Annotated in this window: 12 protein-coding genes and 1 tRNA gene; 6 read left to right on the top strand and 7 right to left on the bottom strand. The window is 62.5% G+C overall.

Annotation, left to right across the window (positions count from 1 at the left end):
- The first annotated feature begins 143 nt into the window (after window positions 1-143).
- On the top strand, window positions 144-812 hold the full coding sequence (locus tag P0M12_RS04605; protein ID WP_193595050.1) for a TetR family transcriptional regulator: 669 nt from the start codon (window positions 144-146) through the stop codon (window positions 810-812).
- Window positions 813-847: 35 nt separating this feature from the next.
- Complete coding sequence (locus tag P0M12_RS04600; protein ID WP_030534931.1) at window positions 848-1,765, top strand: TauD/TfdA family dioxygenase; 918 nt, start codon at window positions 848-850, stop codon at window positions 1,763-1,765.
- A 1-nt stretch (window position 1,766) separates the two neighbouring features.
- On the opposite strand, the gene P0M12_RS04595 is transcribed toward P0M12_RS04600, so the two are convergent.
- Both P0M12_RS04595 and P0M12_RS04590 read right to left on the bottom strand, forming a co-directional pair.
- A complete protein-coding gene (locus P0M12_RS04595; RefSeq protein WP_042451091.1) occupies window positions 1,767-2,729 on the bottom strand; it encodes a formylglycine-generating enzyme family protein in 963 nt (320 codons plus the stop codon).
- A gap of 49 nt (window positions 2,730-2,778) precedes the next feature.
- Window positions 2,779-2,854: transfer RNA gene (locus P0M12_RS04590), tRNA-Arg, on the bottom strand.
- Window positions 2,855-3,096: 242 nt separating this feature from the next.
- Here P0M12_RS04590 and P0M12_RS04585 point away from each other — a divergent pair.
- Entirely contained in the window at window positions 3,097-4,476 is a 1,380-nt protein-coding gene (locus P0M12_RS04585; RefSeq protein WP_065455489.1) for an LLM class flavin-dependent oxidoreductase, read from the top strand.
- A 9-nt stretch (window positions 4,477-4,485) separates the two neighbouring features.
- On the opposite strand, the gene P0M12_RS04580 is transcribed toward P0M12_RS04585, so the two are convergent.
- The 5 genes from P0M12_RS04580 to P0M12_RS04560 form a co-directional block, all read right to left on the bottom strand.
- On the bottom strand, window positions 4,486-5,484 hold the full coding sequence (locus P0M12_RS04580) for a helix-turn-helix domain-containing protein (protein WP_030534921.1): 999 nt from the start codon (window positions 5,482-5,484) through the stop codon (window positions 4,486-4,488).
- Between the two features lie 81 nt (window positions 5,485-5,565).
- Window positions 5,566-6,432 carry an acyl-CoA thioesterase domain-containing protein gene (locus P0M12_RS04575; RefSeq protein ID WP_277377482.1) on the bottom strand — a complete coding sequence of 289 codons (867 nt, stop codon included), beginning with the start codon at window positions 6,430-6,432 and terminating at the stop codon, window positions 5,566-5,568.
- Window positions 6,429-7,253 carry a DUF1295 domain-containing protein gene (locus tag P0M12_RS04570; protein ID WP_064443880.1) on the bottom strand — a complete coding sequence of 275 codons (825 nt, stop codon included), beginning with the start codon at window positions 7,251-7,253 and terminating at the stop codon, window positions 6,429-6,431. Before P0M12_RS04570 ends, P0M12_RS04575 begins: the two co-directional genes overlap by 4 nt.
- Window positions 7,250-8,173: an SDR family NAD(P)-dependent oxidoreductase gene (locus P0M12_RS04565; RefSeq protein ID WP_064443881.1), complete on the bottom strand. Its 924-nt coding sequence runs from the start codon at window positions 8,171-8,173 to the stop codon at window positions 7,250-7,252. Before P0M12_RS04565 ends, P0M12_RS04570 begins: the two co-directional genes overlap by 4 nt.
- Complete coding sequence (locus P0M12_RS04560) at window positions 8,170-9,381, bottom strand: acetyl-CoA C-acyltransferase (RefSeq protein WP_042921373.1); 1,212 nt, start codon at window positions 9,379-9,381, stop codon at window positions 8,170-8,172. Before P0M12_RS04560 ends, P0M12_RS04565 begins: the two co-directional genes overlap by 4 nt.
- Before the next feature lie 123 nt (window positions 9,382-9,504).
- Between P0M12_RS04560 and P0M12_RS04555 the strand changes: the two genes are divergently transcribed.
- The 3 genes from P0M12_RS04555 to P0M12_RS04545 are packed head-to-tail and all read left to right on the top strand — an operon-like array spanning window position 9,505 to window position 13,031.
- Window positions 9,505-10,737 carry an acetyl-CoA acetyltransferase gene (locus tag P0M12_RS04555; protein WP_064443882.1) on the top strand — a complete coding sequence of 411 codons (1,233 nt, stop codon included), beginning with the start codon at window positions 9,505-9,507 and terminating at the stop codon, window positions 10,735-10,737.
- 48 nt (window positions 10,738-10,785) lie between these two features.
- Window positions 10,786-12,303, top strand: coding sequence for a carotenoid oxygenase family protein (locus P0M12_RS04550; RefSeq protein WP_030534915.1), 1,518 nt, complete (start codon window positions 10,786-10,788; stop codon window positions 12,301-12,303).
- Window positions 12,300-13,031, top strand: a complete 732-nt coding sequence (locus P0M12_RS04545; protein WP_021345221.1) for a hypothetical protein — start codon at window positions 12,300-12,302, stop codon at window positions 13,029-13,031. The genes P0M12_RS04550 and P0M12_RS04545 overlap by 4 nt, the downstream gene beginning before the upstream one ends.
- Window positions 13,032-13,064: the final 33 nt, after the last annotated feature.

Raw genomic sequence — 13,064 nt, 5'->3', positions numbered from 1 at the left:
ATCGATCGGAATTCAGTTGGCGGCGTATGTCTCGTTGACTGGGACAACTACCCCCGTGAGTGGTTAAGGAGTCCCTGCACTCCCTAACCGCGCACAGGGGATGGGGCTTGCGGAATTAAGACAGTGACTTATATGGTCGGTGTATGCCCGCCTCGTTGGATGCCAAGAACGCCATGATCGCCGTCGCCGAGCGGATGTTCGCCGAGCAAGGTATTCACGAAGTGTCCATGCGGGACGTGGCGACTGCGGCCGGGCAGCGCAACAACTCTGCAGTTCAGTATCACTTCGGTGGGCGAGACGGTCTGGTGCTGGCCGTATTCCGGCATCGGATGGATCAGATCAACGCAGCGCGACTGACGTATCTCGACGACATCGACGCCAGTGGGCGGACCGACTTGGTCCGTGCTTTGGTCGAAGCCTTTCTGTACCCGCTGGCAGATTTTCTGGCGACGGTCGACGGTTCCAACTATGCGAGGTTCATTGCCCGAATCTCACCGTCGGTGGATACGCAGAGTGCTGAGTTCCGCGAGGTCAGCGAGGGGATCAACGAAGTTGTCGTCAGGTTGACGCGGGCGTTGCCGCATCTATCTCGCCGCGTCGCGGTCGAACGGATCGATCTGACGTTCAACATGAGCGTCTCCGCTCTGGCAATCTTCGAGCAGCGCCGCGAAGACGAAAACCCGGTTGTGCAGGCAGATTTCGATACGACAGTGGATCATCTGGTCGATCTCGCGGTAGGAGCACTGACCGCGCCCCGAAGCGCACACAAACGCACACGAGCAAAGCGGGTGCACGCGTCGACTGACGTGTGACCCCGCGACACGACACGACAGGACGGAGTCATTCGATGGCTACCCTTACATCCTCACGAACAGTCCAAATCGGCAATCACACAATCGAATTCGGACCACGCGGAATGAGGCGAAACCCGGAAGGCGTTGAATCGAGGCCGTACGAGCGGTTCACTCTGACACCCGTCACACCGTTCATCGGTGCCGAGATCAGCGACATCGACCTGCATGATCCGTCGGAGGAGCAGATCGAGGACGTGCGTCGGGCCCTCCTCGAATGGAAGGTCGTGTTCTTTCGGGACCAGCCGATTTCGAGCGTGAATCATCGTGACTTCGCGGCCCATTGGGGTGAACTCGAGGTTCATCCACTTCTCCCGCAGGGAGAGGTCCCGGCAGTCGTCAGATTCGAACGCGGAGAGGACAGTCCAGGAACGGAGAACATCTGGCACGTCGACGTCACCTGGACGAAGACGCCGCCGCTCGGTTCAGTACTTCGGGCGATCGACGTACCGCCTGCCGGTGGTGACACGCTCTGGGCTGATATGGGTAACGCCTTCGACTGCCTCCCCGACGAGATCAAGGACTTGATCGACGGCAAGGACGCCATCCACGATTTTGTGCCGTCCTTCGGACGCGGCATGAGCCCGGAGAAGTTGGAACAGATGAAGGAGCAGTACCCGCCGGTCCTGCACCCGATGGTGCGTAAGCATCCGGAGACCGGGCGTAAGACTCTGTTCGTCAACAGCCTTTTCACCACCCACATTCCGGACATGGATCCTGTCGAAGGCAACGATCTGCTCAACCTGCTGTTCGCGCAGGTCAAGGTCCCGGACTTTCAGTGCCGCTTCAAGTGGGCGCCGAATTCCATTGCCTTCTGGGACAACCGGGCTACCCAGCACTACGCAGCGAGTGATTACTTCCCTCATCGCCGCGTGATGGAGCGGGTGGCAATCCTCGGAGACGTGCCCTTCTGATTTACGTCTGCGGAATGCGGATGATGCACCGGAAGCCGACGTGGCAGGTCGAGGACTCCTCGGATTCGCCCTGCCGCGCGGCAGGGCGGTAGCGCAGGCAGTAGTTCGGTGCACACAGATGTGAGCCGCCCTTGATCACCCGTCGTGCGTAGGGTTCGCCCGCCAACGCCTCCGTGGCGAACTCCGCTCGGGGATTACGAGGAATGCAGCACGACGAGGCCGGCGCGACGTTCTTGGAACTGTGGGCGTGGTCGGACGTGTAGTGATCGGCCGTCCATTCCCACACGTTCCCGGCCATGTCGAACAGTCCGTAGCCGTTGGGCCGGAACTTTCCGACCGGAGCGGTGCGCTCGTAACCGTCCTCGAGCAGATTCTCCCAGGGGAACTGGCCCTGCCACACGTTGCCACCGGGCCGCCCGCCCGGAGAGTCGTGATCGCCCCACACGTACGCCTGGCGATCGAGTCCACCGCGGGCGGCAAACTCCCACTCGGCCTCGGTCGGGAGTTCCTTGCCGGCCCACGCGGCGTAGGCCTGGGCGTCGAAGTACGACACGTGGGTGACGGGGTGCCGTTCACGTCCCCCGATGTTGCTGTCGGCGCCCTCGGGATGGCGCCAATCGGCGCCGGGAGTGAACGACCACCACTGGGTGTAGTCGTCAAGTGAAACCGGGCCGGGTGGCGAATTGAAGACCAACGATCCCGGGACGAGGAGGGCTGGATCGGCGTCGGGATAGTCGGCGGCGTCCGGGGCGATTTCCGCAGTGGTGACGTGGCCGGTTGCCTTCACGAAGCGTCGGAACTCGGCGACCGTCACCGCCGTCGTGTCCATCCAGAATCCGTCGACTGTGACCTGGTGAACTGGGCGTTCTTCCGGATAGAAATCTTCGGAGCCCATCCAGTACGTCCCACCCGGGATCAAAGACATGTTCTTCGGGGGAGTAGCCGTGGAGTGAGGCATCGTCATGAAGTCAAGAATGGCACGTTGGTGGCGCCGATGTGGGGAGAGTCCCACCTGGTGCCCTCGGCAGGATTCGAACCTGCGACCCTTCCTTTAGGAGAGGAATGCTCTATCCCCTGAGCTACGAGGGCGGGGAGCGTACCGACAAGCGCTGAAAACCCTGTGCTGCCGGGGTTTTCGCTTCTCGATACTGCTGTTGCGTCCGCTCGACCTGTCGGCACGAAGCCTCGGGCGTCACAGCTGCGCTAGTCAGTGTAGCGGCCCGCCGACGAGGTCGCGAAGTCGACGGTATCGCCGGGTGCAAGCAGGAGCCGTACCGATCGCACTGATCGCAATGGTGTTCACCGCGGAGCAGGCACGGCATCGTGCGGGAATGACCCGCAGAATCCGCTTCAACGCCTTTGCCATGAACTGCGTCGCCCACCAATCGCCAGGTCTGTGGCGCCACCCGGAGGACCAGTCGTCCAGGTACACGGATCTGAGGTACTGGACGGAGTTGGCGAAGCTCCTCGAGCGTGGACGATTCGACGGGCTGTTCCTGGCTGACGTGTTGGGAACGTACGACGTGTACGGCGGCAATCACGACGCAGCGCTGCGGCAGGGCGCGCAGGTACCGGTCTCGGACCCGCTACTGCTGGCGTCGGCGATGGCTGCCGTGACCGAGCACTTGGGCTTCGGGATCACCGCAGGTACAGCTTTCGAGCATCCCTACCCGTTCGCTCGGCGCTTGAGCACCCTCGACCACCTGACGAACGGGCGAATCGGGTGGAACGTGGTCACCGGATACCTCCCCTCGGCCGCGCGGAACATGGGCGAGGACGACCAACTCCAGCACGACGATCGCTACGACCACGCGGACGAGTACCTCGAAGTTCTCTACAAGTTGTGGGAAACGTCGTGGGAAGACGACGCGGTGGTGCGTGACAGAACCACCGGGGTCTACACGGACCCCGCCAAGGTTCATCCGATCGAGCACGAAGGCAAGCACTTCACGGTTCCGGGCATCCACATCTCCGAACCTTCTCCGCAGCGGACGCCGGTCATCTTCCAGGCCGGCGCGTCGCCTCGTGGGGTGCGGTTCGCCGCCGAGAATGCCGAGGCGATCTTTGTGGGTGCACCGACAAAGGCGATTCTCAAAGACACCGTTGCTCGAATCCGAAACGAACTGACGAAGGTCGGGCGAGATCCGTACTCGGCCCGCATCTACACACTGTTGACGATCATCACCGACCGAACCCCTGAGTTGGCCCAGGCGAAGCTCGAGGACTACCGCAGCTACGCGAGTAGTGAAGGCGCGCTCGTTTTCACCTCGGGGTGGATGGGAATCGACCTCTCCGGATACCGAGCGGACGAGCCGATCGGGAACGTCGAGAGCAATGCCATTCAATCCGCGGTCGCATCGTTTCGTCAGGCCGACGAGAAAGGTGGCGAATGGACGGTGGGGGACATCGCGGAGTGGGCGGGCATCGGCGGGCTCGGCCCGATCGTTGTCGGTTCCGGCGCGGAGGTCGCCGACGAGTTGCAGGAGTGGGTGTCCGAGACCGACGTCGACGGTTTCAATCTCGCGTACGCGGTGACTCCCGGAACCTTCGAAGACATTGTGGAGCATGTGATTCCGGAGCTGACCAAACGAGGTGCCTACCAGGACGACTACGATGAGGGAACGCTGCGCAACAAACTGTTCGGGCGAGGGGACAGGCTGCCGCTCGAACACCGAGGCCGGAGCTTCGACCGGATCCGCACTGCCGGCTGAGCGGGGACCTCAGGACCAACCGGACCCGGGTACGTGAACCGAGGTGGTGAGGTCGACGGCCTCGATGTCCGAAGACCTCAACTCTTCACCACACACACTGCAACCCAAGCGCGCTTCGAACCGTTTACCGCAGGCCTTGTGATGGAGAACGATGTCCGGGCCGTCCGCGGATCTGAACCAACGCTGACCCCAGGAGATCATGCACATCACCACGGGGAAATACGCCGTGCCCTTGGCGGTGAGTCGATACTCCGACCACTGTGGGCGACCCGGAAGCGGACGCGTTTCCATTACACCGATCTCGGTGAGGTGCTTCAAGCGATCCGCGACTATTGCCGGTGGTGCACCGGTGATCTCGGCGAACTCCCCGTAGCGGCGAGCGCCTCGGAAAGCTGCACCGATGATCGCCGCTGACCAGCGATTGCCGACAAGTTCCATCGTGTGAGCCAGAATTTCCGGACGGCGTTCGGACTTGGTGGAGCGTCGCCGCGATGTTGCTTCCGGGACACTGCGTGAGAAGTCCCCACTCGGACCCATTTGGGAGTCCAGGGATCGTACGTCCACGTCCTCGCCGCACTCCTTGCAGCGCAGGATCGGGGTGAAGTCGTTTCCGCAGGTGCTGTGCCGCAGTGGTGGAAGCGGCTGGGTTTCATTGGGCGCCCACTGCTTCTCCCACGACCACATGGTGATGAGGACGGGCCAGATCGACTGCCCTTTGCGGGTGACCGAGTATTCGTGCCTGGGCGGGTTCTGCTGATACTCACGACGCTCGAGCATTCCGCCGGCCGTCAGGACCGCCAACCGTGAGGACAATACGGAGTTGGAGATTCCCCCGAGGGCGAGCCAGTCGTTGTATCGCCGCGACCCCAACAGGGCGAATCGCAGAATCCAGAGGTTCCACTCGTCCCCCAACAACCCGAGCGTGACGGCCAGTGCGTTCGGACCGCCGGCAGGCAACTCGGTGACGCCCGCCGACGCGGTGGGTGTCGAAGATCCGGCTGCATTCACTCGTACCACCCCGAAATCATAGGCCGCGAACCCTGCGGCACCGCGAGACCGTACCGAATGGTCTGCAGAAAGAGTCGGGAATCACTCGGTGCGGGCAATGAGTAACGCTTCCTGAGTGATCTGGCAGATCTGGAGTCCGGATCGATCGAAGGCCGCCGCATTCACGACTGCTCTGCCGGCGTGAGCTGTGGGGGTCGCGTGCTCGAAGAGCAGCCACTCGTCCGCTCGCACAGGGCGTTGAAACCACATCGTGTGATCGAGGGACACACCAGTCCAGTCCGTGTCGAGCGAGTGCTCCTGCCCGATGTCGTAGCCGTGCGGAGTCAGTGCGGTTGCCATCAGCATCAGATCACTGGCATAAGCGAGAGCAGCCACGTGAATCAGTGGATCGTCGCTCAGCCGCTGAGCCGAACGCATCCAGATGTTGCGCGGAGGCGCCGCCGAATGCGCGGTGGGGGAGTGCGAATCAAGGGGGGAAACACGAATCTCGATGGCGGAGAACTCCTCCCACACCTCACCCAACCCACCGTCTGCCTCGGCCAACTCTTGCAACGTCACGCACTCAGTGGGCGGGAGTGCGGTAGGTACTGCGCGACTGTGAGTGATGCCCTCGTCGATCGAGGAGGCAGAGACCGTGGAACGGCAGACGAGTCGTCCGTCCTGGTGGACGTCGACGCCTCTGGTGGACAGGCGTCTTCCGTCGCGAAGTCGATCTACCGAGAACTCGGTTGCATGCTCCGTCGATCCCGGGCGAAGGAAGTGGGTGTGGACGGAACTGATCGCTTTGCCGTCGGTAACCGTGTGCCCGGCTGCGAGAATCGACTGGGCTACCAGTTGGCCGCCGAACAATTGAGGTAGACGAACGCCGTCGTTCGACCCTTGCCACCGGTCCGGGCCGGTCGATTCCAGATCGAAGACGTCGGCGAGACCACTCGTGGGGGCGCTCACGACGCGTGGTTTCGTGCCGGACGGGGTGGACGAGGTAAGAATCCGCTGGTCCGGGCGACGTAGTCGTCGTAGGCCTGCCCCTTGCTCTTGCGCATGCCGCGTTCGAGAAGGGCCTTACCGCTGTAGCTCACCAGCAGTTTGATCATGACGATCGGAGAGACGATCGTGATCAGCGCCAATAAATCACCAAGCGCGAGGATGAACAGTCCGACCCAGACGCATGCATCACCGAAGTAGTTGGGATGGCGGGTCCAGGCCCAGAGCCCACGGTCCATCACCTTCCCGGCATTGGCCGGATCAGCTTTGAAGCGGGAAAGTTGGTAGTCTCCAACCGATTCGAAGACGAAGCCGACGGTCCAGACCGCGATGCCGATCGCGCCGAGGACTCCGAGGGCGCGAAACTCGTACATCGCGAACTGGACGGGCAGCGACACCACGAGAATGAGGACGCCCTGGAGGCCGTAAATTTTGCGAATCAGGAACGGAACCAGCGGTCCCTGTTGATGTTTGAGCAGGGCAGTATAGCGCTTGTCCTGCCCGTGCCCACGGTTTCGGAAGCCGATGTAGAGGCCGAGTCGCATTCCCCACACCACGGTCAGTGCCAGCACGACGAGGCGACGCAGATCGTTGCCGTCCGATCCGATGGACGTCAGGTACGAGACGGCGGCGACGACGGCAAAGCCGGGCCCCCAACAGATGTCGATGATCGAGTGATTGTTCATGCGGATGGCTACGGCCATCACGACTGCGATGAAGACGAGCACGGCGAGTGCGCTCACACCGAAGTTCAGTGCAAGGTCGTCCAGTGGGATGTCGGTCATGCGCGCGCTTTCTGATTGTGGTGGTCGAGCAGTTCGGAAGCGAAGTCCGCGAAGGCTTCCTGTGCGCTCGGATAGGTGTGAGGAGTGCCGAGCCGGCTGGTCACGAGCAGTGCGTCGAGCGCTTTGGCATCGAGTTCTGTGGTGGTGGGTAAGAATTCGGTCGAGCCCTCGACGGCGTCGGCCGAACGCACTCCGTTACCTGCGGTGACGATCACCTGCCCGTTGGTCGTGGACTCGGGATCGACGAGAGCAGTGACCACCGGGGCTACCAGGTCGGCCCCCATGATGTCGATGAATCGTGGATCCATTCCGGACTCGGTCATCTGCGTAGTGGCATAGGGCAGTACGACATTGGTGAACACATTGCGACTCGCGCCTTCGCCGGCCGCGGTGCGGCCCAGTGCGATGACGGCACCCTTACTGGCGGCGTAGGCGGACACGGTGGGTTCTCCGTGCAGTCCTGCGGTCGAGGCAATCATCACGATGCGCCCGAATCCGGCTTCGCGCATCACTCGGGAGGCTTCGGCGGCGACCAGTGCGGTTCCGACGACGTTTGTCGTGATGACGGTGCTGAGGTTCTCGGCGGTGGTGCGATGAAGCATCTGTGGACCGCTGACCGCGGCGCTGGTGATGCAGAAATCGAGTCGTCCGAACCGAGTGAGAGCGTCGTCCACCAACTTTCGGCCGACGTCGGGGTCGGTGACGTCGTCGTGGTTGGCGACGGCCTGTCCACCGGCTTCGAGGATTTCGTCGACAACCTGATCTGCGGGGCCTCGGCCGCTCGAATCGAGTGTGCGATTCCGATTGTTGACGATCACCGTGACCCCTCGGCTCGCGAGATGCAGTGCGACGGCACGGCCGAGGCCCTTACCCCCTCCCGTGACGACGGCAACGCGGCCGGAGAGTGAACTGACGGTCATGAGGCGATCCGTTCGACGAGCACCGCGACTCCGACACCGGCGGCGCCGCTGACCGCGGCCACACCGTAGCGACCGTCGCTCCGTACCAGTTCGTCGACACATGCGCCGACGAGAATTGCTCCGGTGGCGCCGAATGCATGGCCCATCGCCATCGTGCCTCCGTTGGGGTTCATGCGGTCCGGCCCGGCGTCCAGGTCGCGGCGGAACCGTAGGCATAGCGCGGAGAAGGCCTCTGCGAACTCGAACACGTCGATGTCCTGTGGACGAAGCCCGGCTCGCGCGATGACTGCCTCCACGGCGCTCTGACCCGCAGTGAGCATGAGGACCGGATTCACCGAAGTCGAGGCGGATCCGATGATCCGTGCGCGAGGGGTCAGGCCGGCTCTCGCCGCGGCTTTCTCGGATCCGAGGAGTAGGAGCGCTGCGCCGTCGGCCATGGCGGGAGAGGATCCGACGGTGTGCAGGTGTTCGATCTTTCCTACCTCGGGATAGGCAGCGAGCGCGAGTGCATCCTGACCGGCGGCGCCGAGCCCTTCGAAGGCGGCAGGCAGCGCTGCGAGTCCCTCTGCCGTCGTGTCGGCCCTGACCAGTTCGTCGTGCGCGATTCCGGCTTCACCATTTCTGCCGGGAACTGGCACAACGGACCGCTCGAATGCGCCGTTGCGCCAGGCCTCGGCAGCCTTGTGTTGGGTTTCGACGCCGTATGCATCCAACTCGTCGCGGGAGTACCCCTCGATCGTGGCATTCAAGTCGGCGGCAACACCCATATGGATGGAGCCGATCTGCGCGATGGTTGCCGGGTCGGTCCACAGCGGTCCGCGATCACTGAACATCGGAGTCCGGGAGACGCTTTCGACGCCACCGGCCACGACGAGGGACACGTCGTCGCCGCGAATGCGGGCCGCGCTCTGGCCGACTGCGTCGACGCCGGATGCGCAGAATCGGTTGAGGGTCGCGCCGGGGACGGAGTCGCCCCAACCGGCAAGGAGTGCGGCAGTTCTAGCGATGTTCGCGCCCTGCTCGTCCACTTGCGATGCGCAACCGAGAACGACGTCGTCGATCTGTTCTGCGGCGAGGTTCGTTCGACCCTGCAAAGCCTTGGCCAGGTGGACGACAAGATCGACTGGGCTGTGTTCGTGGAGGGCACCTCGCGTCGATGCTCGGCCGCGCGGTGTGCGCACGTAGTCGAGGACAAAAGCATCAGTCATTTTCAACCCTTCAATTAGTAGAGTTACTCTGCTAGTTGTAGTACGGTTGCGGTGAAATTACAACCGCCGTTGCGCGGGTATCTCGGTGACGTCACCGAGGCCGGATCGGCAAGGGGAGAGGTCATGACTGTTTCGAACATTTGGATTCTCGGCGGGTACCAATCCGACTTCGCACGGAACTTCACCCGTGAGGAACTCGATTTCGCGAACCTTGCCGAAGAGGTGGTGAACCACACCCTGGACGCGGCGAAGGTTCCTGCCACCGACATCGAGGTGATCCACGTCGGTAATGCCTTCGGTCAATTGTTTGCCGGCCAAGGTCAGCTGGGCGCGATGCCCGCCACCGTGCATCCAGACCTGTGGGGTGTGCCCTCGTCTCGGCACGAGGCGGCGTGCGCATCGGGCAGTATCGCTGTACTTGCAGCGATGGCAGACCTGCGCGCCGGCAACTACGACGTGGCTCTGGTGATGGGTATCGAACTGGAGAAGACGGTTCCGGGTGATGACGCGGCCGGCCATCTGGGCGCTGCAGCCTGGGTCGGACACGAAGGTCAGGAAGCAAAATTCATGTGGCCGTACATGTTCGACCGTGTGTCGAAGGAGTACGGGCGGCGTTACGGGATCGACGAATCTCACCTTCGCGCGATCTCGCAGATCAACTTCGCAAACGCGAAAAACAACCCCAACGCGCAGACACGCGGTTGGGCGGTGCCCGATCTACTCGGGAATGCAGGCGGCGGCGACGCCACCAATCCTGTTGTGGAAGGTGGTGTTCGACGATTCGATTGCAGTCAGGTGACCGACGGTGGCGCCGGGGTTGTGCTGGTGACGGACAAGTACCTCCGAGAGCATCCTGATGCCGCGGCGACTCCGCTGGCCCAGATCGCGGGCTGGGGTCACCGGACAGTTGGTTTAGGTCTCGAGCAGAAGCTGGCCCGCGACGCCGATAATCCCTACGTGATGCCACACGTTCGGGATGCGGTGATGGGTGCCTTCTCCCGGGCCGGAGTCGACCTGGCCGGGATAGACGGGATCGAAACACATGATTGTTTCACGGCGAGTGAGTATCTCGCGATCGACCACATCGGTCTGACCGCGCCCGGCGAGTCGTGGAAAGCCATCGAGAGTGGTGACATCGCCATGGGCGGCAAGCTACCGATCAACCCCAGCGGCGGTCTGATCGGCGGTGGTCATCCGGTGGGTGCCAGTGGTGTTCGAATGCTTCTCGACGCGGCCCATCAGGTGACGGGAACGGCCGGCGGTTTCCAAGTCGAGGGTGCGAGCCGCTTTGCGACGCTCAACTTCGGTGGAAGTACGGCCACCACCGTCAGTTTTGTCGTCGACGCAGTTTCCTGAAAGTGCAGCCCAACCCAGCCTTTCCCAATCAGTCGAAAAGAGAATTCCATGGACGTCGAAATCGTAGGCAAGTTGTTGTCCACCCTTCCCGCCGATGACGATCACCCGTATCGCACCGGCCCGTGGCAACCCCAGACCACCGAGTTCAAAGCGGACAACCTCGAAGTCGTATTCGGTGAGGTTCCGAAAGACCTCGACGGTGTCTACCTGCGTAACACCGAGAATCCGCTCCATCCCTCGATGAAGGCGTATCACCCCTTCGACGGTGACGGCATGATTCACATCGTGGGCTTTCGCGACGGAGAGTCGTTCTACCGCAACCGATTCGTACGTACCGACGGCTTGGCGGCCGAGCAGGATGCCGGCGCTGCGTTGTGGGCCGGGCTTGCCGAGTCTCCCAAACTCAGTCGCCCCGAGGGCGGCAAGGGTGCGCGCACCCGGATGAAGGACGCGTCCAGCACCGACGTCGTCGTTCACCGGGGGACTGCTCTCACCAGCTTCTACCAGTGCGGAGATCTGTACCGTCTCGATCCGATGTCGGCGGAGACACTCGGCAAGGAAAGCTGGAACGGCAAGTTCCCCTTCGAATGGGGTGTGTCCGCGCATCCGAAGGTGGACGACAAGACCGGAGAAATGCTGTTCTTCAACTACAGCAAGGAAGCGCCGTACATGCACTACGGCGTCGTGGACTCGGCCAACGAGTTGGTCCACTACGTCGACGTCCCACTTCCCGGTCCGCGCTTGCCGCACGACATGGCCTTCACGGAGAACTACGCGATCCTCAACGACTGCCCCTTGTTCTGGGATCCGGTTCTGCTGGAGAAGGGCGCGCACGTCGCGAATTTCCATCCCGATATCCCGCTGCGTCTCGGAGTCATCCCACGCCGCGGAAATACCTCTGACATCAAGTGGTTCGAAGCCGATCCGACCTATGTCCTGCACTTCGTGAACGCCTATGAAGAGGGCGACGAGATTGTTCTGGACGGTTTCTACCAGGGCGATCCGGAACCGTCGGACAACGGTATGGGCAATCAGTGGGAGCGCGCCTTCCGTTTCCTCGCTCTCGATCGTATGCAGACCCGGCTTCACCGCTGGCGTTTGAACCTGGTCACCGGAGCCACGCGTGAGGAGCAACTCAGTGACTCGATCACCGAATTCGGCATGATGAACGGGAATTTCGCGGGCGAGAAGTACCGATACGCCTATGCGGCTTCGGGTAAACCGTCGTGGTTCCTGTTCGACGGCTTGGTTAAACACGACCTGCTGACGGGCAACGAGGAACGATTCTCCTTCGGTGACGGTGTGTACGGCAGCGAGACTTCGATGGCGCCGCGCGTGGGTGGTACCGCCGAAGACGACGGCTATCTCATCACGTTGACCACTGACATGAACGAGGATGCGTCCTTCTGCTTGATCTTCGACGCTGCCCGCGTCGGAGACGGACCGTTGTGTAAACTTCGCCTTCCCGAACGAATTTCGAGTGGTACGCACTCGACGTGGGCTCCGGGCGCCGAGCTCCGACGCTGGCAGAGTGCCGACACCGCCGCCGAAGCGGTCGGACTGTGACGGGCACGCACGACGCGGGCACGTGGGAGATCCTGCGACAGGTGGTGATCGGTGCACGAGACGTGGACAAGACCGGTCACCAATTGCGCGAAGCATTGAATCTGGCACCAGGATTCGCGGATCCACTGCTCGAAGACATCGGTTTGGCCGACGAGACCTTGGCCGTCGGGCCGCAGGCATTTCTCGAGATCGTCGCGCCGCTCGACGAGAAGGTCTCGCTGGCGAGATGGATCCGCAAGGGCGGAGGGGAGGGCGGCTATGCACTCTCGATCCAGGTTTCGAACATCGAGCCCTATCTGGAACGTGCAGCTGCGGCGGATGTTCGGACGGTGGCAGATCTCGAGGCCTACGGTCACCGGATCGTCCAACTTCATCCCGGTGATCTCGGACTGCTCGTAGAACTCGACGAGATTCCCGACGCCGACGAGTGGTTCTGGGATGAGACGGAGAAGGAGGTTTCCCTCGATCCCTGGGTCGACGACATCCTCGGCGTCGACGTGTCCTCGCCCGATCCGGCCAGGACGGCGACGCTGTGGGCCGAAGTGTTCGGAAAGAAACCGGTCTCGGCGCAACCACTCTCGATCAGGCTGGGATCACGCGTCGTGTCGTTCGTTCCGGGGGAGCGGTCGATGCTCACTGCAATCGATCTGGCGGCGTCGAGCGGCGCGTCTGCCGTCGAGCCCGGGCTGAGTGTCGGCGGCGTGGAGTTCCGGATTCACCCACGCTGAGCGTGCTTCACATCGAACGACAGAATTCGGGGC

Source organism: Rhodococcus sp. RCBS9, from assembly GCF_029457415.1.
Lineage (GTDB): Bacteria > Actinomycetota > Actinomycetes > Mycobacteriales > Mycobacteriaceae > Rhodococcus_F > Rhodococcus_F qingshengii.
This window is presented reverse-complemented; position numbering and strand designations above follow the sequence as displayed.

What these genes read in the sequence shown, in the direction of transcription:
- P0M12_RS04605 (WP_193595050.1), top strand. Translation starts at nt 144, where the DNA reads ATGCCCGCCTCGTTGGATGCCAAGAACGCCATGATCGCCGTCGCCGAG.
- P0M12_RS04600 (WP_030534931.1), top strand. Translation starts at nt 848, where the DNA reads ATGGCTACCCTTACATCCTCACGAACAGTCCAAATCGGCAATCACACA.
- P0M12_RS04595 (WP_042451091.1), bottom strand. Translation starts at nt 2,729, where the DNA reads ATGACGATGCCTCACTCCACGGCTACTCCCCCGAAGAACATGTCTTTG.
- P0M12_RS04585 (WP_065455489.1), top strand. Translation starts at nt 3,097, where the DNA reads ATGACCCGCAGAATCCGCTTCAACGCCTTTGCCATGAACTGCGTCGCC.
- P0M12_RS04570 (WP_064443880.1), bottom strand. Translation starts at nt 7,253, where the DNA reads ATGACCGACATCCCACTGGACGACCTTGCACTGAACTTCGGTGTGAGC.
- P0M12_RS04565 (WP_064443881.1), bottom strand. Translation starts at nt 8,173, where the DNA reads ATGACCGTCAGTTCACTCTCCGGCCGCGTTGCCGTCGTCACGGGAGGG.
- P0M12_RS04560 (WP_042921373.1), bottom strand. Translation starts at nt 9,381, where the DNA reads ATGACTGATGCTTTTGTCCTCGACTACGTGCGCACACCGCGCGGCCGA.
- P0M12_RS04555 (WP_064443882.1), top strand. Translation starts at nt 9,505, where the DNA reads ATGACTGTTTCGAACATTTGGATTCTCGGCGGGTACCAATCCGACTTC.
- P0M12_RS04550 (WP_030534915.1), top strand. Translation starts at nt 10,786, where the DNA reads ATGGACGTCGAAATCGTAGGCAAGTTGTTGTCCACCCTTCCCGCCGAT.